Raw genomic sequence first — 22,201 nt, forward strand, 5'->3', positions numbered from 1 at the left:
GCTTATCTTTCTTTGAATAATTTTATTTACTTAATTGTTAACAGTTGTTGCTGTTTAGGGTAGATTGTTTGAGTCCGCTAAAGGGCTTGAACTTTTGAAAATAAATTAACGTTATGACGACTACTAAAAGAAAGGAATTCTTCCATGGAAGATGTAATAAGTCAGGAAAATAATCCATTAAAGAGCGATGAAAAACAAATAACAGTAGATAGCAATATTCATAGAGTACCACTGTTTCATGTTTCACTTGCTAAATTTGTTATTATGTTTTTTGCTACCTTTGGTCTATATCAAATATACTGGTTTTATAAGCAATGGCAGGCATTAAAAGAGTATTATGATTTAGATGCATGGCCAATTGCTCGATGCATTTTTACGGTATTTTTTACACACTCTTTGTTTGTTTATGTTAATGAATATATTAAAGAAGATAATAGAAGTTATCGTTGGAATCATTCTGCTTTGGCGACAGTTTACGTTTTACTTGTCGTAGTCTCTAGTGTTCTCAATCAAATTGAGACTTTACCGACATCTTTGATTTTAATTTCTATTGTTATACCTTTAGCCGTTTTGTATCCATTGTATGAAGCTCAAAAAGCAATTAACTTTGCGCTTGAACCTTTAGACTACGAGGATAATTCAAGTTTAACTTGGTTGAATTGGGTTTGGATTGTTCTTTTTGGTTTTTATTGGGCTATGGTTATCTATGCATTAACTGTGTTAATCAGACTAGCTTAATTTAGAATAGAACAGGCTTTAATTAAGCCTGTTCTGAATTAACAATATGCGATAGAGGAATATCTTTTTATAAAGTTAACAACGAGTTTTCCCTCATATACTTTCAATTTCTAATGTCGTTTTCTCTATTAATGCATGTTTTTTGATATTTTAAGTACGCTGTAAGGTATTGATTTTGTGACTTAAAGCGTTTTTGTGGTTATAGTAAAAAGTCAATTTATCAGTATTGAGGTAAGCATTTTCTCCGGTTAATGAATCGAATGTTGGAGAGAAAGTGAATTTTTATGAGCAATTTCAAGAAAATCCAGTTTAAACGCCTATGGCTATGGCTGCTATTCATCAGTGTGGCATTACCATTAAGTGCAACTGAAGCGCCTCTGTGGTCTGAGTCGGCTAACCTGCCTTTAAGCGAACGAGTGCACAGTGGCACGCTTGCTAATGGGATGCACTACCTGTTAGTGAACAACAAAACCCCTGAGCAAGCCGTGATTGTCCGTATGCGGGTGGATGTAGGCTCGGTGATGGAAACAGATGCCGAGCAGGGTCTGGTGCATTTTTTAGAGCATATGGCGTTTAATGGATCTACGGGACTCGCGGCGGGGGAGATGATCCCTACCTTACAACGCATAGGTTTAAGTTTTGGGGCTGATACCAATGCGGTGACTGAATTCCAGCAAACGGTTTATCAGTTTAATTTACCGAGCAATAGCCAAGATAAAGTCGATACCGCTTTGTTTTTAATGCGCGAAATCGCCAGTAATTTGTTGCTTGACCCCGCGCTAATCGAGCGCGAAAAAGCGGTGGTCTTGTCTGAACTGCGTGAACGCAGTAGTGCCGATTTAGAAAACTATCGCCACCAGTTAGCCTTTTTAATGCCGCAAACCTTGCTGTCGCAGCGCTTTCCTGTGGGAGAGGCGACGAGCATTCAAAATGCGAATCGTGAAACGTTATTATCCCTCTATCAGCGTTTTTATACGCCATCGCGTACCACCTTAATCGTGGTGGGTGATATCGATGTCGGTCGTATCGAGCAAAAGATCAAGCAGCAATTTATCGACTGGAAAGCTGCGCCACAGGCTGCAGGGGTTAAGGCACAATCCATAGGTGTGGTGCAGGCTAAAACCGCTGTTGAGGCGGCGGCATTTTTTGATCCAAGCCTGCAAACCTCGGTTTCGTTAGGCATGTTAACACCTCAAACACCGCAACCAGATACGCCTGCAATGCGTGAGCAGGAGATGTTATTAGATATTGCCCACGGCATTTTGTATCGTCGTTTAGAGTCACAGTTGCTCCATAGCCAAGGTTTGTATGGCGTAAGCTTACAAATCGGCCCGCAATACAATATTGCCTACGGCACGCAAATGACGCTGGGAACGCAGGAAAACAACTGGCAGCAAGGGCTTACGTTGTTGGAACAAACACTACGTCAGGCGCTGGAATTTGGCTTTAGCCAACAAGAAATCGATCAGCAACTTAAACGAATTCACAAGGGCTATCAGCTCAGTGCCGCAGGCAGTAACACTATCCACAGTGTGAACATTGCCGACAGCTTAGTGAGTGCAGTAGCGAGCAGGCGCGTGCCTGTAGAGCCAGAGTGGCAATTGGCGATGTTTGAAAAACTAATGCCGAGTATTACGCCGCAAAAACTGCATCAGTTGTTTAAACAGACTTGGGAAGGGACGCCTTATCTGTATCTAACCAATAACAAACCCATTGAAAATATTGAAAAGCAACTCTTAGCCGCCTACAACGCGAGCCAAAAGCAAGCCGTAAAAGCGCCCGAAACCAAGAGTATTGCCGAGTTTGGCTATAGTCAATTTGGTGAGGCCGGACAGATTGTGGCCGATCAGCGCGATGCCACAACTGGCATACGAAAGCTAGAGTTTGCTAACGGTGTGCGTCTCAATTTAAAACCTACATCCTTTAATCAGGGGCTGACGTTGGTGAGTCTCAATATCGGCTTTGGTGAGGTGCCATTCCCCGAGCTAGATGGTTTGTCTTACCTGTTTAATAGCGCCTTTGTGCAGGGCGGTTTGGGACTTCACGATTTAGACAGCTTGCAGGAGATTTTTGCAGGCCAAGATATCTCGGTCAGTTTGAGTTTACGTGAGCAGAGTTTTGGTGGCGAGATCAGCACCAATGCAGCAGAGCTTCGCACTCAATTAGGGGTACTGACGGCCTATTTAGTCGACCCGGGGATGGATAAGCAAGCCGAGCAGTTATTCCGTGAGCAAGTGATTGCCGAGCAGCAGAGCATTCATAGCAATCCACAACTGGAGTTTTCGAATCAATTTGCGCGAATTGCCCATAATGGCGACAAACGTTATGGCTACGGCAACCCTGATGAAATCCTCAAGCGTCAGTTTACTGAACTCGCACCCAGCTTCCATTCTGCGGTGCAGCAAGGGGCGATTGAGCTGGCCATCGTGGGTGATTTTGATGAGGACAAAGCCATTGCTGAGGTTGCACAAACCTTAGGAGCGATTTCCCGTCAGCCGATCCCTAAGGGGCAGACTATCGTGCCTGTGTTTCCCAACGTGCCAGCACAAATGAGCCTGACGCATTATGGTCAGGTCGATATGGCGGCGCTGGCGCAGGTGTGGCCGACAGCGGATATGAGTAATCCCCGTGAGTTGGTGGGTTTAGGTTTGCTCGAGCAGGTACTAAGTATCTTACTTACCGAGAATGTGCGTGAGAAAGCGGGGGCAAGTTATTCGCCTTCTGCATTCTCATATAATGATTTAAATCCAACGGGATATGGTTATCTCGGCCTATTTAGTGTGACCACCACTGCCATGTTGCCTGAGGTGGCTAAGCATTATGCCGCCGCAGTTAAGCAGGTTAAAACGCCTTCGGGGATCAGTGAGGATTTGCTCAATCGCGCCCGTCAGCCGGTGCTGGAGTGGATGCAGATGGCGCCGCAAAGTAATAACTTCTGGTTAGATTTGGCCTCAACCGCCCAAAGCCAGCCGGAGCGTTTTGCGACCTTTAACCAACGCTTGGCGTTGGTACAGCAGATCTCGCCCGCCGAGTTAAGCCAATTGGCGCAGAAATACCTCAAGGATGATAAGCGGTTAACTATCGAAACCTTACCTGCACCCGTCACGGCTCCGTGAGCCATTAAACCGCAATTTATCTGAAGACCTACCTCCTGTGATACTCGTGTCACAAGAGGTTTGGTTTTTATTGGTGATTGAAATATTTGTCGGTCGCAATTGGAAAAAACAGTTGTCGAAAATGCCACTCACGCTTAAGCGAAACCCGCATTAGGCTAAGCGCCATATTCTTGTAGAGTGGTGATGTGAGTGGTGATGTGATGTTTCGATATCTGTTATGTAGTTTTGGCTTGGTCCTAATGTACCCGACGGGGATCGATATGTACTTAGTCGGGTTGCCGCAAATTGCTAATGAACTCGGGGCGAGTGAGGCGCAGCTGCACATTGCTTTTTCTGTGTATCTTGCTGGCATGGCGACGACTATGCTGTTTGCGGGCAGTTTAGCCGATAGGATTGGGCGTAAACCCATTACACTTTTTGGCGCCTTACTGTTCGCGCTAGCCTCCTACTTTGCGGCGGGCTCACAGACCAGTGATCTGTTTTTAATCGCGCGCTTTGCGCAAGGCATTGGTGCGGGTTGTTGTTATGTTGTCGCGTTCGCGATTTTGCGTGATGTCTTAGACGATAAACGCCGAGCCAAAGTGCTCTCAATGGTGAATGGCGTGACCTGTATTATCCCTGTGATCGCGCCTGTGATTGGCCACTTAATCATGCTTAAGTTTCCATGGCCTAGCCTGTTTTACACTATGGCGGCGATGGGATTACTGGTATTCGCTCTTTGTCTATTGGTATTGCGTGAAACCCATTCTAAAGCAGCATTTCACACGCAAGCTTTGCCAAGTGCGCAAAGGGAATCCTTTAAACAAGGCTTTTTTATCAGTCGCCTGGTCATAACAACCTTAGGTGTGACCACGATTTTAAGCTATGTGAATGTGTCTCCAATGCTGATTATGGGGCAGATGGGGTTTGACCGTGGCCAATATTCCAATACCATGGCAATGATGGCATTGGTGAGTATGTTAGCCTCATTTTCGACGCCCTTTTTGCTTAACCAGTTTAAAGAAAAATCATTAATTTTGTTCTCCCAAGGGTTATTCGTTGCGGCCGCCTTAGTGTTTATCTTGACTCAATTGGGCGGGGTTAGTCATTCATTTAACCTCTTAGGGTTTGCTTTTGTTTGTTCTGGTTTTTCAATTGGATTTGGGGTGACCATGAGTCAGGCGCTTAGCCCATTTGTGGCTCGGGCAGGAGTGGCCAGCTCATTACTGGGGATTGCCCAAGTGTGTACTTCAGCTTTGTATATTTGGGTGATGGGTCTGCTCGAAGTGAGCGCGATTAATATATTATTAGCTATCCTCAGCGTTGGTGCGCTGGTAAGCATCACGCTAATGTTAGCGGTGCCTAAAATGTCGGAAATGGTAGTTAATGAGCAAATCCCTGAGTCGGCTTGACCTCAATCTGTTGTTTACTTTTCAGCTGCTATCGCAGGAGCGGAGCGTGTCTAAGGCCGCTAAAAAGCTCAATGTTACGCCATCGACCGTGAGTAAATCCTTGGCGAAATTGCGTGATTGGTTTGACGACCCACTATTTATTAAAACGCCCCAGGGATTGCAGCTCACGCCATTGGCCCAAAGCATGGAGCAAGACTTAGCCGATTGGTTACAAATGGGCAAACAGCTTATGGGCAAGCGCGGGGACGATATGGCAAAAGGGCTCAGTTTTGAGCTAATGCTTGAGTCACCTTTATCGCTCATTATGCTTAATCAATTAACACAGGCGATTTACCAACACTACCCTGATGCAAAAGTAAAAGTACGAAATTGGGATTATGATTCACTAGAGGCCATTATTCGCGGTGAGGCAGACATAGGTTTTACTGGCCGAGAAAGTCATCCTCGCTCCAAGGAGTCCCTTGATTTATTGCCTTATTTTATCGATTTTGAGGTTTTATTTACTGATCTTCCTCAGGTGTATTTACGCCGCGATCATCCCGCCTTGCAGGAAGAGTGGAATATAGACACTTTCTTAAAATACCAGCATATCAATATCTTGTGGGAAAAGAGTGAAACCTGGGCCTTGGATGATGTGCTTATTGAGCTTGGGTTAAGTCGCAATATTGTGCTGACCTTGGCCAGTTTTGAGCAGTCATTGTTTGTCGCTGCAGAGCCTCACCACAGCATGCTGGCAATAGCACCGCAATATTGTGAGCAATATGCCCGCCAATTACACCCTGACTTAGTCACTCGCCCGATCCCGATAAGTGGCGAATATCTTAATAAACTCGCCATTCCTTTTACTTTGATTTGGCATAAGAGAAACAGCCACAACCCCAAAATTACTTGGTTGCGAAGCAAGATAAAAGCGATTTATCAGCCGCATGCGCGTGATTAAGGCTGTTATTTACTGTATTAACTTTGTTGGGGGGTACCCAATTGCTGGCAAATATATTGGATGCACAGTTCTCGCTGTTGGCACCATAGCCCGTAGCTGATGGGGATAAGTTTAATCCCCGCGCGCTGTAACAGTTTATACAGTTCAATCTCGAAAAAGTCCGCCCAAGGCCCTGGGTAACCGATTAAATCTATTGCTAAATATTGGTTACCATAGCGACACAGAATGTCCAGTTCTAGCCCTGCCATATGGTAGGCGCGCCAGACTGTTATGCCTTTTGCTTCAATCGCCTGTGCCACCGACTGGCCGAAGCTATCGAGGGAGTCGACATAATTGTGCGCCGCTTGAAATTGGCCCGCCGATGCTAAGTAAGTTGCCAGTAAATTATTGTTGGGGAGCTCATGCGCTTGTACCGATAAAAATAGCCACTGCATTTGTTTAGCGCGGGTGATGGCGACATTGAACATATCTTCGCGATTTAAATACACGGCGGCGCGGCTGTCGTTGGCCGTAATGCTAAACGACAGCAGCATAATATCGCGCTCTTCCCCTTGAAAACCAAAGGGCGTGGCAATCCGTAATTGATGACGTTCTATTTGCTGCGTGCTAAAACGCGTGAGGATTTGCTGGGATAAATACTCCGTCTGATTGCGAAAACAGGAGAGCACTCCAATGCTGGCGGGCACTAATGCATTCTCTTGTTCATCAATCAGTTGAGCTAACTTTTCAATTAATGCCTCCGCTTCTATGGCGTTAATTCCTTTACTATCACGGCTGCCAGTCACCTGGACTCGGTGTAAGTGCCCTGAACTTGTGCAGGGTCTGTGCTGCATAATCTTCAGCATACCTTGATAAAACTGCTGATTACTAAATTGGATCAGCTCAGGTTTACTCCGAAAATGCTCATTTAAAAACACCACTTGGGATTGGCTCGCGAGGGATTGCGATACTAAGTCGAGCATACTGGCATCACGGTAGCTCATTAGGCCGCGGCAATCCGCAGCAAGTCCGAGTTGCGTTTGGATTTGGGTTTGCTTTGCGCGGGATAAAAACGAGAAATGGCGCAGCTGTTTGCTGTCGCCCACCACCAGTGCTGCTTTTGCCCGCTGCAAGGCCGGTAAACAGGCGGCAATATTGGCTTGAGTGGCTTCATCAATAATCACTAGATCAAACATTTGCTGCTCCATGGGCAGCACTTTATGCAAGCTGGCAAGGCTCGATAACCAAATGGGAAAGGTTTGTTTTAAGGCATCAAAATCTGTCTTGTAGAAACCATCGAGTTGCTTAGCGGATTGCCGAGCGCGAAGTGCACTGGCAAAACTCACCAGCGTACTGCGCTTATGTTTGAGCAATTGGTTTAATCGATAGTTAGTGGCCAATTGTAAGTATTTGAGGCTTAAGTCTTCTTTTTGGGCGATGAGGGCGGTTAATTTATCGAGCACATCCCATTGCTGAGCAAACTGTTTGATCCCGGCACGGTAAGCCCAGTTGTAAAATCCTAAGCGCCAGCGCGATTGTCCTTGTTGTAAGGTCGCCAGTTTTTGGCCGCGACGTATGGCGTGGCGGCAATGGTGTATAAAACCGGCTTCCATTTTGGTTTGCGCGCGAGTCACAGTATTAAGTTGCTGTTTTGCACTTAATAGCAACCTATCCGAGATGGTTTCATCAGTCGCAGGATGCTGACCATGAAGCATTTCATCTATCTGGTTTTTAAGGACTTTAATAAACTGCGGTGAGCCAGCTCGAATAAGACTGCTCCCAAGCTGGAATTGTTGCTGCAACTTGTCGGCAATCACATCAACGGCAACGTCGGTGTGGGCGACGATGAGGACAGATTTGCCCCTTAATACCTGCTCCGCCGCCACTGTGGCGATGGTGTAACTTTTACCCGTTCCCGGAGGGCCCGATATTTGCCCCAAAGTATGGTTGGCCGCCACCTTTAAGGCTTGAATTTGCGCGCGGCTTAATAGCCCTGGAAGATAAGCCTCTTGTGTCTCTATACTGGCGTTAACGTTATTGATGCCAGTTGGGGGCGTGTCCGCAAAGAGTGCTTGAAGCGGTGCAGAGAGTGAGGGTGCTGTAATGAGATTGTCGAGTTCGTGCAATATGCCGCGACTGGCCTGCGAACGCTCTGCAAGAATAATTTGGCTGCGACTAACCATAAACTGCCCACGTTTACGGCTAAGCTGAGTGAATTCAGCCTCATCGATCAGCTTGGGAAAATGCAATAAATGACTGGTATCAACATCGGCTTGGCCTGCCCGCAGCCAAGCTATCCAGCCACTGACATCCGTTGGATTATCGCGTAACTCTTGGCTTAGGCTATGTCCTTCAACGACTAATTTTTCTAACAGGGCTTCGTTGATGGTGAATAGCCCGCCGCCAGAGAAGCTGTTATTAGATTCGAGGTAAATGTTATCGCCATCGGCCTGTAACTGGCATTCACGGTACAGCAGTGGCGTCACGACTTTACGTTTTTCGCCATTAAGCTCGATTGTGCCGCAGAAAAACAGACAACAGTGCAATAATACTTTTTCACGTAGATACAAGGCACTACGCGCCATTAATGCCGAGGCAGGAGCAAATGGCACCGGCAAGCGAGGCAGAAAGCCACTGCTTAACTCGTCTTCACCTTGGAGCAATAGCTTTTCTTGCTCAGCAAGTTTGTGGCTAGACCAGAGATTGATTTCGGCACTATCGTGTTGAAAACATTGTTTGTAGTAGTTGAGAATCCCTTGCAAACCCTATCCATCCCTAAGGCTTAATTGGCGATGCGAGAGTAACCCAATCGTATAAGACGAACAAGGTTGTCACGTATCTTGGGATGGAGCCAAAGCAGGTTAAAGTCCGAACGTCTGTGCTTCAAGCCAAATAATTTTTAGCGTAAAAGAAGTTATTTGAGTTGTAAGTAAACGTATCGCAAAAGGTATTTGTATCAATTCAGCGCCCGAAAAATGTGATTTGTATCAATATTAGCCTGGTTGCTGAAATGTTTGTTAAGTGTTTGAGTTTGTGAAATATTTGTTTTTGTTTTGAGTGGAAATTGCCATTGTTGTCATTGTATAACTGCGTAGACTGAACTGAAATTTTGTCTGCAAATGAGGGATACAATGCTTAACAATAAACTCAAAGGATTCGCAGTAATGACCTTCGCCTGTTTAGGGGTTACCGCTTGTGGTGGCTCTGATAACGACAAGGATGAGGATACCTCTAAAACTGATACCTATGTGCAATTTTACAACGCGACAGTTGGCAGCACTGATACCGCGCTGAAGATTGGCGATAAAACCTATGAAAGTGTGAGTTACGCCGATGCGATGCCACGCTTTACATCAACTCCCGGTGTGAGTGCGGTAGAGGTGATGGGTAAGGATGCGGCAAATAAAGATATTTCGCTCTACAAAGAGAATATTGATTTAAAAACGGCAACTGATCATTTCTTTGTATTACATGGGGATTTTGCCTCGCCAGCCCTTTTGAATATCAATTACTCGCGTACCGAGCTCGATAACCAAAACGCCGAAGCAGACAAGAGCAAAATGCAGCTGTTGATTGCCCATACCGCAACCAATGCTCCAGCGTACGATGCGTATATTGCCAAGGCGGATAAAGGCTTTGCCGATGCGGTGATGCTTGGTAGCGTCTCCTATGGTGAGGTTTCAACGCCACAAATTTTGGATACCGGCGACTACAAAATTTATCTGACCGCGGCGGGTACGACCAATATCAGCTACACCACGGCGAGTATTAACTTTAAAACCAAGGTGCCCTATAAGTTGATTTTAAGGGAAAGCTTTGGCGCATCAGCGGCTAAAATCAGCTTAGACAGCGTCGACTCAACCACCAATGTGCGTAACCATGTCGCCCTCGAAAGCAGTGTTGATTTCAGAGTATTCAATGGCTTGGCTGCACATAATGTTGATGTGAAAGTGGTGAGTAGTAAACAAGAAGCGCTATTTAGCAATGTGGCCCCCTTTGGCGTAACAGCCTATAAAGGTGCCGAGTTTAATGACTTTGGCGTGAGCGTATTTGACCATACTAGCCAAGCGAAATTGCTCGATAATGTGCTAATCACCCTTAATCAAGATGATATTAAAACCATCTTTATTTACGAGCAGGGCAGCCAAGTGAAGGCGATGGAGATGAAACAAACTCAAACGCCAAGTCCCTACAGCTTCAAGTTCGATATCGTCAGTTTTGCCGATAAGAGTAACTTGACTTTGTACTTCTTAAAGGCGAACGACACTATTGATACGGCAACCTATAAAATCAGTGCGGTTAATCCGACAGCACCGCAATCATTAGTGGTGCCTAAAGGTGAGTATTCTATCAAGGTCATCTCGGTCGAAAATGGCTCAAAAACGGTGGTTTACGCCTCTGATATGATCGATTTTAATAATCAAGATAACGTCACTATGGTGCTGAATAAGGATGCCTCAACTAGCTTTGGCTATAACCTAGTTAAGCTTTAATCGCAGCGGTTGAGCTGTAAATAAATTGGGCAATAAAAAAGCACTACCTAGGTAGTGCTTTTTCGTTTTAACAGTCTCTATTCTGACAGTTTTAGCTCTTGGCCGGGTTTAATAATGCTCTTGGCATTGAGCTGGTTCCACTTCATTAAATCGGCGAGTTTCACCTTGTTTTTACGCGCGATTTTATCCAGTGAATCCCCTGATTTTACTTTGTAGGTTTTGGCTTTAGCCGCTGGTTTCTCGGTCGATTTTGAGGTGGCGGCTTTAGTGCTACTCGCATTCGCTTTGGTCGATGATTTGTCGGTTTTAGCCTTAGCTTTTGCGGGCTCTGGCTCATTATCATTAGCCGCCATTGGCGTTAATAGCGTGAGCTCTTGGCCGACTTTTAGGCGATCAGAGGTCAGATTATTTGCCTGTTTTAACTCTTTGACTGATAAATCAAATCTAGCCGCGATCGAACCTAAGCTATCACCGGATTTCACGATATAGGTTTGGCTGTCGTAACGTTTTTGAACATAGAGCTTGTGCTGATTTTCTTGATAGTGGCCAATGTTTTCAATCGGCAGGGCAATTTGGTATTTGCCTTTACTGGGGATCACGTTTTGACGGTATCCTGGGTTATAGGTTTTGAACTCCGCTTTAGTGAGTCCCGCAGCATTGGCGATTTGGCTTATTTCAACGCCATTGGGAGCGGGTAAGCGTTCCAAAAATGGGCGGTTTGCAATTGGCATTACTTTGAGATTGTAATGGCTTGGGGCGCGGATAATTTGGATAAATGCCAGCCACTTAGGCACGGTTTGTACTTGGCGAGCTGGAATATTCAGCGACCAGAAATCCGTAGGTTTGCCTTTAGCTTTGTTTCTATCGATAGCGGCTTTAATCACTAATTCGCCACTGTTGTAGCCCGCAACGGCGTTAATCCAGTCGTTACCTAAGGTGTCGTGTAAATGCTGTAAATAGTCGAGTACGGCATCGGTCGAGGCCAATGCATCTTTGCGACCATCGTAGGCTGAGTTGATCGTTAGGCCAAAGTTTCGGCCCGTAGCGGGGATCATTTGCCAAAGTCCGGCGGGGCCATTTGCTTGCGCCAGCGGGTTATAACCACTTTCGACAATTGGTAATAGTGCCAGTTCTAGTGGCATATTGCGGGCTTCGAGTTGACTCACAATATAGTATAAAAATGGCTCGGCACGCTGGGTCACCTGAGTCATAAACTTTTGCTTGTCATCGAAAAAGTTACGCTGTTTGCGCACTTCTGCATCGTCATGCACATCAATAGTACGGGCGTGTTGAATTTTCTCCCATACATCGGCATAGCGCTCGTCGACAACCTCTTTTTTATCATGATGAGATTGTGTGGTATCTCCGCTATCACCTTCAGCTTCTGGAGCTGTGGTGGCAAATTCCATGGGCGAGGTTTGCGCCGACGTTGTCGCACAGCCACTGAGTTGGGCTGTCAACATGGCGATCATTAGCACTGCTAATGCACTCGGTTGGCGAAAGGTTTTCCGCATGATTATCCTGTCATTTTTGCTAACTTGGCGTTATACCCAAACAGCCTAACTCGATGCAGGCTTCTGTGTTTAAGACTGCCGAAACGGAGTGTTTGTGTACGCCATTTCTGTATTGCAGCAATTCAAAATGTGGTCGACATTTGTCCTTGATGCACCTTGAATGAGAGCACCCTAGGCGCTCTGAAACTGATATCTTTAGGTTGCTTGGGTATAGATAATGTTGCACATGCTAATCTGTTTTGCGGTTTCTGGATAGCTTTGCTGATAATTTGACCACCTAGGTCACATTTAGATTTACCACTAAATAAGCTAACATAGCAGCGATTTTTCATTGATGTGGGTTAGAGTGTGCAGACGTTAACGCAGTTAAAAGCAGGGCAATTACAAGGGGTTACTCGATTACAGTTGGTTGAAAACCTCACTGAATTTCCGCAGGAAATCTTTGATTTAGCCGATACGCTGGAGATCCTCGATTTATCCAATAACCAGTTAAGTTCACTGCCCGATGATTTATATCGTTTAACCCATCTAAAGATTTTGTTTGCCTCCAATAATCGTTTTGAAGTGCTGCCAGAAGTGTTAGGTCAGTGCCCCAAACTGGAGATGATTGGCTTTAAGGCTAACCAAATTCGTGTTGTGCCAGAGGCATCGTTGCCCCCACAAACCCGTTGGTTGATTTTAACGGATAACCAAATCACCGCCTTGCCCGAGCGTATGGGGCAGTTGCATCGTCTGCAAAAATTAGCCTTGGCTGGCAATCGCTTAACTTCGCTGCCCGCATCTATGGCCCAATGCCATAACTTAGAATTAGTACGTTTGTCGGCTAATCAACTGCAAGCGCTGCCAAACTGGGTGCTTAAGCTACCCAAACTCACTTGGCTGGCGTTTGCGGGCAATCCTTTTAGCCATACTTTGGTTGATCCCCATGCCGATGTGGCGAGTATGCCAAATGTGACATTAGCGGACATTGAGCTCGGTGAAAAACTAGGTGAGGGGGCTTCTGGCATTATTTACCAAGGTCGTTGGTTAAATCCTGCTATGGTGGCTGCTACTGGGTGCGAACATATTGCGGTTAAGTTATTTAAGGGAGAGGTGACCAGTGATGGCTATCCTGCCGATGAGCTGGATTGTTGTTTAACTACGGGCGCACATCCAAATCTCATCAAAGTCTTAGCGCATATCAGTCAACAGGATCAACTTGGTTTAGTGATGGAACTGATTCCTCAAGGATTTAGTAACTTAGGTTTACCGCCATCCCTAGCGACTTGTACCCGAGACACCTTTAAAGCGGGGACCGAATTTAGCCTGAAGGGCATAACTGAAATCGCTTTGCAATTAGCTGACACCCTAGCGCATATGCACGGGAAACAAGTGAGCCATGGTGATGTCTATGCCCATAATATGATGGTTAATCAGCAAATGGCGCTGTTGTTCGGTGACTTTGGCGCCGCCTCAAACTTAGCAAAATTGCCTACATCGGAACGTGATGCCATGCAGGCTATTGAGGTGCGGGCCCTAGGGTGTTTACTTGATGACTTATTGCCCTTCGCCGATAACGATGAAGGCGACGCGCTGCGAGTTCAACTGCGGCAGTTAAAAGCACTCTGTATGCAGCCGGCGTTATCTTGTCGCCCACGCTTTAGTGATATCGTGAAGACATTAGCTGCACTGCGCTAAGTTTACGTATGTGGCATGCAGCAAATGCAAGGGATCATGGGGTGAAAACCAACGCAGAGACATTTAATCAAGAGCGACTAAATCTCATCAGCAATGGAGAGCTGGCATTATGAGTTCGATTTCAAAACTGGTTTGGCTAAGCTTATGCTTAAGCTCGTTTCTCTCGGCGCCCGTTTGGGCTGGATTTTGGGATAGCCTGTGGCAGCGAGAGTTGCCTGTTGACCAAACTACACCACCCAAGAATGCACAGCGTTTTGAGTTTATGGGGAGTTTACCTGCTCATACCCAACTAGAACTTGTGGGTTATTACACTTCCTCTCTTTGTACCCGCAAAGAAATCCGTTTCCCGAATGGTGATATTGCCAATCCCTATCGCGCCACACTGAATAAAAGCTCGGTATTGCGTCAATCGCTTGAAAGTGGCGCTGTCGCTAAACCATTCACCCTTACGTTAGCCTTGCAAGGGGGCGGAGATTGCGATTGGCAGTTGGAGGACTTAGTCCTTGACCTTAACTTGATGCCAAGTCATCCCATATGGCAAAGGGTTAAGTCATTAAAAGACAACTATTTACATACGTCACCATTATTAACATCGAGCGAGCCACCGGCCAAAGCTTCGCCCCATGATGGATTTTATTTAAGCCAAGAGCTAACTATCGAACCCATACTTGCTGGCAGTGAAGAAGATACTAATCTGGTTGCCGAGTTACCGCTTACCCTTAATCCTGTGTATTACCCAGTGGTTATCTATAGCCCCAAAACAGATAGCCCCTTTGAGGTAAAGCTTAAGAGTAATTTGCAGTCGACCAGCAGTTTATGGTCGAGCAGTGCAACGCAAATGGTGCGTTTCGATAAAGAGGCTGTGCTGCGGGTGCAGTTTAATCCAGAGGTTTTGCCTGATTATCAAGTGAATGTGTGGCGCCAAGCTGACGATATTTCGGTGCATTACCCCGATGGTACCGAATATCGTTATCCGCGTGGAGATGTGCATCTCTATGCCTATGGTAAGCCTGAATCTATGCTCAATACCTTAAGCGCAAGCACCAAGGCCGAAGATAAGCGATTGCTAGCGCACATCTATTGGGCAGGTCATGCACTGGCGCAGGATAAAGAAAAAGCGCGTAAATTCTACCGAGAGGCGGCCGAGGGTGATGACTTAATTGCTATTCAGTGGATGCAATCACAGGCCGCCTATGCGGGGGAGGTTGAGCAGAGCCAATATTGGTTACAACGTGCGGCTAGGCTTGGGGATATGGATGCCAAAATGGCACTTATTCGTAAGCCCTTTGAGACCATACTGCAAGGCAAGTCAAATACCGCCGAGGCAAAAAGCGCAGAAGTTAAGGCTTGGGAGCAGTTAAAACAGTTGGTTAGTCAAGGTGTGCCAGAGGCTATGAGTATGATGGCTCTCTACCAAGTATTGCCTTGGTCGCCCTACCATGATGCAGCGGCGGCATTAGCCAATTATCGCTTGAGTGTGCAGGCTGACCCCGCTTTGGCCCTTAGCGCTGCCAGTGATTACTATTATTGGCTAGAGGATTTTGAACAAAGCCAAGAGTTTTGGGAGATTGCCGCCGAGCGGGATTTGTATGCTGCCGCAGAATATGCCGATATCTTATTGAAACCAGCGCAGCGCAACCCACAAAGAGCTCGTTATTGGCTTGATAAGGTTGCCTCTCAAGGTGAAAAGCAAGGTATTCAACAAGATGTGCTTGGTAAGGCTTATTTTCAATTGGCCAGTTTACTCGATGCTGGAGAGGGCGGCGATGCCGACCCTAAGCATGCACAAATCCTGTACCAGCAAAGTCTCGTATTGGCTGAGCGTTTTTCAAATGATTATGCCGCTCAAGCGAAAGAAAGACTCAAATCCCTTGAAGAGCGCCTGTAGCTAAGTTAACAGGGATAACTCGATAACAGGCTTATTCAAGTCATAGGCAAGACAGGGAGATTAAGCTATGGCTTTTCAATTTGATACCTATCGTTTTAATACCGAAGATGCGATTCAAGTGTGTGTAGGTGCCTTTGCGCTCGCTGTGCCCATCGGTTTTTCTGAAGAGGCATGGCAACTCGGAGAAACCTTACCACTACTGAATTTGCTGATGTTATTTGGTTTGTCGTTGCTGTTTCTCGGAGCGTTTACTTACCAGAGTGTGTTCCAACAGAATATTCGTCACCGCCTGCCGGTATTTATTTTCCGGATTATTATTGCCTATTTGATAAGTGCTTGTGTCGTCAGTTTAGTGCTCTTGTGTCTCGATAAGTTGCCCTTAATTGACGACACCATGACTTCCTTTAAACGGATTATCGTGATTAGTATGCCCGCTTCTATGGGAGCGATTGTAGTAGATAGCTTTGATAAGGAATAAGTTTGGGCTGATGTCATGACTTTTGTCACTGGTGCATTTAGGTTATGTTGCTCATACTGGAACCCAATAGATCGATTGTAAAAGGACGCATTATGAACCCAGCAACCCTTGCATTACTTATCCCGATTTTTGCCATTGTGGGAGGATATGCGGTCGCGATTATGAAAATCCGCGAGCGCGGTAGTTCTGCCAATAATAAGCTTCAGGCAGATAACCAGTTGTTACATATTGAACTTGATAAACTTCGCGAACGGGTTGAAGTATTAGAGCAGCTAGTTACCGATGAGAGTTTTCAATTAAAGCGTGAATTTAAGCGAGTCTAGTCCTAACAAATATGGTCATGGTGCAGCCGAGTGCCATGACTCTAGCTTGTATCTGGTTGCTTAAGTCATCGGGTGAGTAAAATGCCAAAACTGAGGTAGACTCGTGACCATTATGTTGTTAGCCCAATGTTGAGCCATTAAAGAACGAGTGAATATGTTTCTATCGCCTTATTTTTCAAAGCAAAATCAATCAATTTCTGTTTCTGCACAACAAGCCAGTGACTTCGCTAAAAAAATCGCTCAAGACTTTAACCCTATCCACGATGTGGGCGCAAAACGTTTTTGTGTGCCTGGCGATTTGTTATTTGCCTTAGTCTTAACCCAGTATGGGCTAAGCCAAAGCATGAAGTTTACCTTTGCTGGCATGGTCGGTGATGGGGTTGAGTTGCAATTTCCTGAACAAGTGAACGACAGCTTTTCGATTTGCGATAACCGCGATAAAACCTATTTACATGTCACTCGCCAAGGTGATGCTAGCCGTTGTGATGCACAAACCGAATCTTTTATTCGTAATTATGTGGCCTTCTCAGGACACAATTTTATCGACATTCTGATGCCCTTGATGAAACAACATCAAGTGATGATCAATCCTGAGCGTCCCTTAGTCATCTACGAAAGCATGTCATTCGACTTGACGACACTCGACTTTGTTGAAGTAAACCTATCGCTTGTAGAACAAGAGCTTAAGATTGATGGCAAGCGTGGCGATGTGACGCTGCACTTTGAACTGCACAGCGGCGATATCTTAGTCGGTACCGGAATTAAAACCTTAGTGATGAGTGGCCTTCGCCCCTACGAAGAGGCGCAAATGCAGCAGATGTGTGCCGCTTACGAAGGGCGCAAAACCGAGTTTTAATTGAGTCTGAGGCCCGCTTTATCGCTCAGGTCTCTAGGGCGAGATAATTTGGGATAAAGAGTGGTTTGGGATAAGGCTTGAACTTGATCCCAAACCAAGGCGCTTTAATGCTAACTATGCTGCTCATCAATCGACAGTTGGGACACGGTATTTGCCACATTTTCTGCGCCAGTACGAATATTCCCCATCACAGCGGTCACTTCAACGAGTTGTTGTTTACCTTGCTCGGCAATTCGCTCTACCTCGTTCATCATGCTGGTGGCACTCGCAGTAAGTTGGCTGTTTTTGTCGACGACCGCTGCAATTTCACTGGTGGATTTACTGGTTCTTGCGGCAAGCTGACGTACCTCATCGGCCACCACGGCAAAGCCTCGTCCTTGTTCACCTGCTCTGGCAGCTTCGATCGCGGCATTAAGTGCGAGTAGGTTTGTCTGGTCGGCAATGGAGCTAATTGTTGCGACAATCGCTTGAATACTTTGGGATTGCTCATTAAGTTGAGTGATTGATTTGGTCGTTTTTAATGTCTGCTCCGCGATGGAGTTTGAGGTATTTACCGTCGCATCGAGGAGTTTAACGCCTTGAATGGCTTGTTCTACCGTGAGTTGCGATGTCTCAAGTGCGATATCCGCCGCTTGTCGCACGGCTTTGCTTTGCTCAATTCTTTTGGTGATATTACTAGCAAATTTAATGACTTTAACTACTTTGCCATTTTCATTCAACACAGGGTTATAAACGGCTTCTAACCAAACGGAATCTCCATAGGCATTCTTGCGTTCGAATAGCCCTTGTTTATACCTGCCGTGTTTTAGCTCATCCCAAAAGTGCGGATTTTGCTGGTAAAAGGCATCGAAACAGAATATTCGATGATGTTTTCCCACGATTTGCGCTGCTTGATAGCCCATGGTTTTAAGGAATTTTTCATTTACCTGCAAAATAGTGCCATCGGGTTTAAATTCAATGACAGCTTGAGCACGATCTAACGCAGTAAAAATCGCGATTTGATCATCAAGTTTGTGTTTATCTTGGGTGATGTCAGAGGCAATTTTCATAATTTTGATGACTTTGCCGTCCATCTTGATCGGAAAATAAGTAGCCCTTAACCAGACCTCTTCGCCATCTTTACGGAACCGTTGAAAATTGCCTTCTTTAGGTTGGCCTGATTTTAGGCTTGTCCAAAACTGCTGGTAGCTAGGTGAATTGGCTAATTCTGAGGAGCAGAATAATCTATGGTGTTTGCCGACGATCTCATGCAGGCTATAACCTATTTCATTCAAAAATATATGGTTAGCATCAATGACAACGCCTTCTGGCGAGAATTCGATAGTGGCAATACAATCCTTTATTGAGTCAATAGTGGCTTCAGCTTCCTTGCGTTTAGTTTCACTGATTTCAAGGCTTTTACGTAATGAAGAATTAAACACTGAAGTACTCCTAATGAGTTTGGCAAACTCAAAAACGGCTATGCGACATAATGCCCAAAAATCTGAACCACATGGATAGTGTTAAATATAGCTAGGATTTTAGTCGTTGCTTGATTTCTGAGTCATTTATTAACACGTAGAATACTCCCAAAGAGTTGGGTTAGATCATTTTTTATAAAACTGGGCAGGATAAATTGATAGCCAAGGTAACCTCCTTGTTACCTTGGCTTAGGGGTTAAGCGATTTTTTCTATTTTGGCTGGGAGTCCTTGCCGCGCTGAGGCGCCGCTGGCCCAGTCCACCAGCGGATAGCGCCCATGGCGGCTTGGGTCGAACAGATTCAAGTCGTTCATATTGACTCCGACGCGGATCAGCGGATTGGCGGCAATCTTTTTATCATCGATGACTATATCCCGCGCGCCTAACTCCTTATGGCCATAACCGTGCTCGATGGCAATGCAGTCGGGATGTACGCCCGCCACACATTCCACCAAAGCCACCACACTGCCATTAGGCGTGCTGATCTTAACCGTGTCTCCGGTTTTAATGCCAAAACGGGTGGCGGTTTGCTCATTGATGCGCACCGGATTATTGGGGTGTACTTGGCGTAAACGGTCCGAACCTATACTCATCGAACTCATGGTGTGCGACTTATAACTGCTGATCAGCAGCGGCCACTGTGACTTATCGAATGCTTGCTCCAAGGGCGTGCCGTTGGCGATCGCAGGGTGATAACGCCGTGGACAGCCACTCATATATTCGCCGCTTAAGCTATTGCGCCGACTGCCCACCTCTGGGTTCCACAGCATTAAGGGTTTTGGCCAAACCTTGCTGGGGTTGCCCGCCTCGTCGCGACTGGCGCTGATATTCTCAAAGCGGCCGCCACGGGCAAATAAGTAACTGACTTTTTTGACCTCTTCGGGTTTGAGTCTGGCATTGAGTTCCGCTTGAATGCGCCCAACACCACTGAAGTACATATCTTCGGCAGTGATATCGGCAACGGGTTTACCCAGGTAAGCCACGTTTGCCGCGCCGTAGAGCGAAAAGTCAGCCGCGCGAGTCAGCGGGTGTAGACTGCCATCGGCGGCCTTGACCGCATTGGCTCCAAAACCGGGCAGATTAAGTTTTATCGCCACTTGGCTAAGGAAGGATTCCATACAAATCACATCGCCATCGGCGGTTTTGGCGACCCTCGGCTCGACAATCGGCCAGCGGCCGGTGGCTTCTTTGGTGAGTGTGCCGTGCCACGCGGCGCTCCAGCCCCAAGATTCATAGGTTAAGGTGTCGGGCACTATGTAGTCCGACAGCGCAGAGGTCTCATTGATAAAGCTGTCGATACTGATAAATAGCGGTAATACTTTGGGATCTTTTAATTGTTCACCAATGGCTTTGCCGAGACCCGCCTGACCATAAATGGGGTTGCCCATATGGTTGATCCACGCCTTGAGTCGATAGGGATAACCGTGCACCGCCGCGGTTAAATGTTCGCCCAGCAGGGGCGATGAGATGGGGAACCAAGGCTCCTTCGACGGATAGGGCGATTCTCCCGCTTCGATTTTACGGCGATACTCAGAGGTTTTTTCGTAGGGGAACTTAGAGCGGGAAAGGAATACGCCCTTAGGTTCGACCATGCCGTCAAAGTCCTGCAAATTGTACCTTGGGCCAGCACCAAAGGCGGGGAAGGTGCCGCCCTTAGCTATCGCACCGCCCTTAAGATTTAGGTTACCAATCATGGCGTTAAGCATCATGATCGCCCATGCACTGTAAAAACCGTTTGCACTCATAGTGCCGCCGTGGGAGATCACCGCTGCCTTAGTGCCATGGCTAGTAAACTTGTGGGCAAGTGCGGCAATTTGCGCCTCGCTGATATCGCACTCCTTGGCGTAGTCGGCCATCTCGACACTGCGCGCGGCTTCACTGAGTAGCTGAAAACTGGATTTCACGCTCAGCTCACCCTTTGGCGTATTCACGCTTTGCTCAACCTCAAGTTGCGCCTTGGCGCATTGTCCGACTGGTAGAATCTGCCCAGTAGCGGCATCGACAACCAGTGGAGAATCCTGCTCGCCATAGGCTTTGCCTTCGAAGGGCAAGCCGAGATCGCTGGCATACAAATATTGGCCGTATCTGGGGTGATTTGGCGTGCTGATGATTAGGAAGCTGGCATTACTAAAGCCTCGGTAGCCTGCTGCTTTCGCCGCCTCGGCATTGGGCGCGGTTAAAAACGCACTGGCGTAGCGCTGGTTATCGATAATCCAGCGCAGCATGCCCATAGCGAGGGCGGAGTCGGTCGCGGGGCGGATTGGCAGCCAAGTATTGTTACCTGCACAGGGTTGGTTCGAGGTGTTGGGCAGCATGGGCGATACCACCACATAACTAAATTCCCGCCCATCGACCCGAGCGTTGGCCAACTGCCGTGCTTGGCGTTTAAAAGGATTGCCCGACTGCTGTGGCGAGGTGCCGATAAACAGCAAAAACTCGCTATTGTCCCAGTCGGGCTTAAGGTGGGCGTATTTCTTTAAATCGTCGAGCAGGGCACCCGCACCTGCGCGATAGGTAAAGCCGCAATAGGCGCCGTGGTTGGCAAAATTTCGCGTGCCGAAGCTATTGAAGGTAAAGCGTTTAATGATCACATCTCGGCCTTCATCCGAGGCGTTTGACACTAAGAGCTGGTTGGCCTTGGGGCCATATTCAGGATTATGGGTATCGAGTGGCGTGCTGATATCGCGAATTGCCCTTAAGCCTTCGACATGCCCCTCACCAAATAAGTCACCGCCATCGACAACCTCGGTCAGCAGTTGCTCGAAACTAATGCTTTGCCATTGCCCACTGCCGCGCGGCCCGACCCGTTTAAGGCATTGGGTGACGCGATAGGGACTATCTAGTTGTTCTAACATGGCATTGCCACGGGCGCAGGCGGTGGAACGCCCTTGTAAGCCCTGCTCTTGATAGGCGCTTAAGCCGACTAAGGCGGTTTTGATCGGGGTATCGAAGTCGATATGTTCCCGCGCCGAGAGCGGATGATAGGGATTGCCGCTGATGCGGAGAATTTTATCTGTCTTATTATCGATACGGGCTCGCACGCCACACTTGGTCCAGCAGCCGAGACACATGGTATTGGCGATGCGTTGTTCATCGTTGCCAATCAGCTGGCCTGAGGTTAAATCCACTTTATATTCAGGGGCTAGCGAATTGCCATGGATGGGATCTTGGGTGGTTTTTCCCGAACTACCATGCACGACCCCTTTGCCCATTTGCGCTAAGGTATGGCTGTAACCTGCGGCAAATAATCCCACGCCACCCGTCACAGCTGCGCCTTTGATAAAACGACGTTTACTCTTATCCATTACGGACTCCTTAATGCGGTAACTTCTTAATATGGAAGGTGCTG

General features: G+C 46.8%; 14 protein-coding genes. 10 read left to right on the forward strand and 4 right to left on the reverse strand.

What is annotated here, in order from left to right; all coding sequences use genetic code 11:
- Window positions 1-144 precede the first annotated feature (144 nt).
- From JM642_RS03160 to yidZ, 4 genes are all read left to right on the forward strand, one after another.
- Window positions 145-738, forward strand: a complete 594-nt coding sequence (locus tag JM642_RS03160; protein ID WP_047536355.1) for a hypothetical protein — start codon at window positions 145-147, stop codon at window positions 736-738.
- Between the two features lie 284 nt (window positions 739-1,022).
- Entirely contained in the window at window positions 1,023-3,854 is a 2,832-nt protein-coding gene (locus tag JM642_RS03165; protein ID WP_203432735.1) for a M16 family metallopeptidase, read from the forward strand.
- Between the two features lie 200 nt (window positions 3,855-4,054).
- Window positions 4,055-5,245, forward strand: a complete 1,191-nt coding sequence (locus JM642_RS03170) for an MFS transporter (RefSeq protein ID WP_203432737.1) — start codon at window positions 4,055-4,057, stop codon at window positions 5,243-5,245.
- Entirely contained in the window at window positions 5,220-6,185 is a 966-nt protein-coding gene (gene yidZ, locus JM642_RS03175) for an HTH-type transcriptional regulator YidZ (RefSeq protein ID WP_203432739.1), read from the forward strand. Before JM642_RS03170 ends, yidZ begins: the two co-directional genes overlap by 26 nt.
- A 17-nt stretch (window positions 6,186-6,202) precedes the next feature.
- Here the strand turns inward: yidZ and JM642_RS03180 are convergent, their stop codons facing one another.
- Window positions 6,203-8,926, reverse strand: a complete 2,724-nt coding sequence (locus JM642_RS03180) for a DEAD/DEAH box helicase (RefSeq protein ID WP_203432741.1) — start codon at window positions 8,924-8,926, stop codon at window positions 6,203-6,205.
- Window positions 8,927-9,295: 369 nt separating this feature from the next.
- Between JM642_RS03180 and JM642_RS03185 the strand changes: the two genes are divergently transcribed.
- Window positions 9,296-10,657, forward strand: a complete 1,362-nt coding sequence (locus JM642_RS03185; protein WP_203432743.1) for a DUF4397 domain-containing protein — start codon at window positions 9,296-9,298, stop codon at window positions 10,655-10,657.
- 77 nt (window positions 10,658-10,734) lie between these two features.
- Here JM642_RS03185 and JM642_RS03190 read toward each other — a convergent pair whose 3' ends face one another.
- On the reverse strand, window positions 10,735-12,171 hold the full coding sequence (locus JM642_RS03190; protein WP_203432745.1) for a LysM peptidoglycan-binding domain-containing protein: 1,437 nt from the start codon (window positions 12,169-12,171) through the stop codon (window positions 10,735-10,737).
- A gap of 348 nt (window positions 12,172-12,519) precedes the next feature.
- Between JM642_RS03190 and JM642_RS03195 the strand changes: the two genes are divergently transcribed.
- The 5 genes from JM642_RS03195 to JM642_RS03215 all read left to right on the forward strand — a co-directional run bounded on the left by JM642_RS03195 (window position 12,520) and on the right by JM642_RS03215 (window position 17,393).
- Window positions 12,520-13,848, forward strand: coding sequence for a leucine-rich repeat-containing protein kinase family protein (locus JM642_RS03195; RefSeq protein WP_203432747.1), 1,329 nt, complete (start codon window positions 12,520-12,522; stop codon window positions 13,846-13,848).
- A gap of 109 nt (window positions 13,849-13,957) precedes the next feature.
- Window positions 13,958-15,736, forward strand: coding sequence for a sel1 repeat family protein (locus tag JM642_RS03200; RefSeq protein ID WP_203432749.1), 1,779 nt, complete (start codon window positions 13,958-13,960; stop codon window positions 15,734-15,736).
- 67 nt (window positions 15,737-15,803) lie between these two features.
- Complete coding sequence (locus tag JM642_RS03205; RefSeq protein ID WP_037431171.1) at window positions 15,804-16,214, forward strand: DUF2391 family protein; 411 nt, start codon at window positions 15,804-15,806, stop codon at window positions 16,212-16,214.
- Window positions 16,215-16,306: 92 nt separating this feature from the next.
- A complete protein-coding gene (locus JM642_RS03210) occupies window positions 16,307-16,537 on the forward strand; it encodes a hypothetical protein (protein ID WP_037421910.1) in 231 nt (76 codons plus the stop codon).
- Window positions 16,538-16,691: 154 nt separating this feature from the next.
- Window positions 16,692-17,393: a DUF3581 family protein gene (locus JM642_RS03215; protein ID WP_037421914.1), complete on the forward strand. Its 702-nt coding sequence runs from the start codon at window positions 16,692-16,694 to the stop codon at window positions 17,391-17,393.
- Window positions 17,394-17,503: 110 nt separating this feature from the next.
- Here the strand turns inward: JM642_RS03215 and JM642_RS20455 are convergent, their stop codons facing one another.
- Both JM642_RS20455 and JM642_RS03225 read right to left on the reverse strand, forming a co-directional pair.
- Entirely contained in the window at window positions 17,504-18,814 is a 1,311-nt protein-coding gene (locus JM642_RS20455; RefSeq protein WP_203432750.1) for a PAS domain-containing methyl-accepting chemotaxis protein, read from the reverse strand.
- A gap of 235 nt (window positions 18,815-19,049) precedes the next feature.
- Complete coding sequence (locus tag JM642_RS03225) at window positions 19,050-22,157, reverse strand: tetrathionate reductase subunit A (protein WP_203432751.1); 3,108 nt, start codon at window positions 22,155-22,157, stop codon at window positions 19,050-19,052.
- Window positions 22,158-22,201: the final 44 nt, after the last annotated feature.

It is taken from the genome of Shewanella sp. LZH-2, assembly GCF_016859145.1.
In the GTDB taxonomy this organism is placed as follows: domain Bacteria; phylum Pseudomonadota; class Gammaproteobacteria; order Enterobacterales; family Shewanellaceae; genus Shewanella; species Shewanella xiamenensis.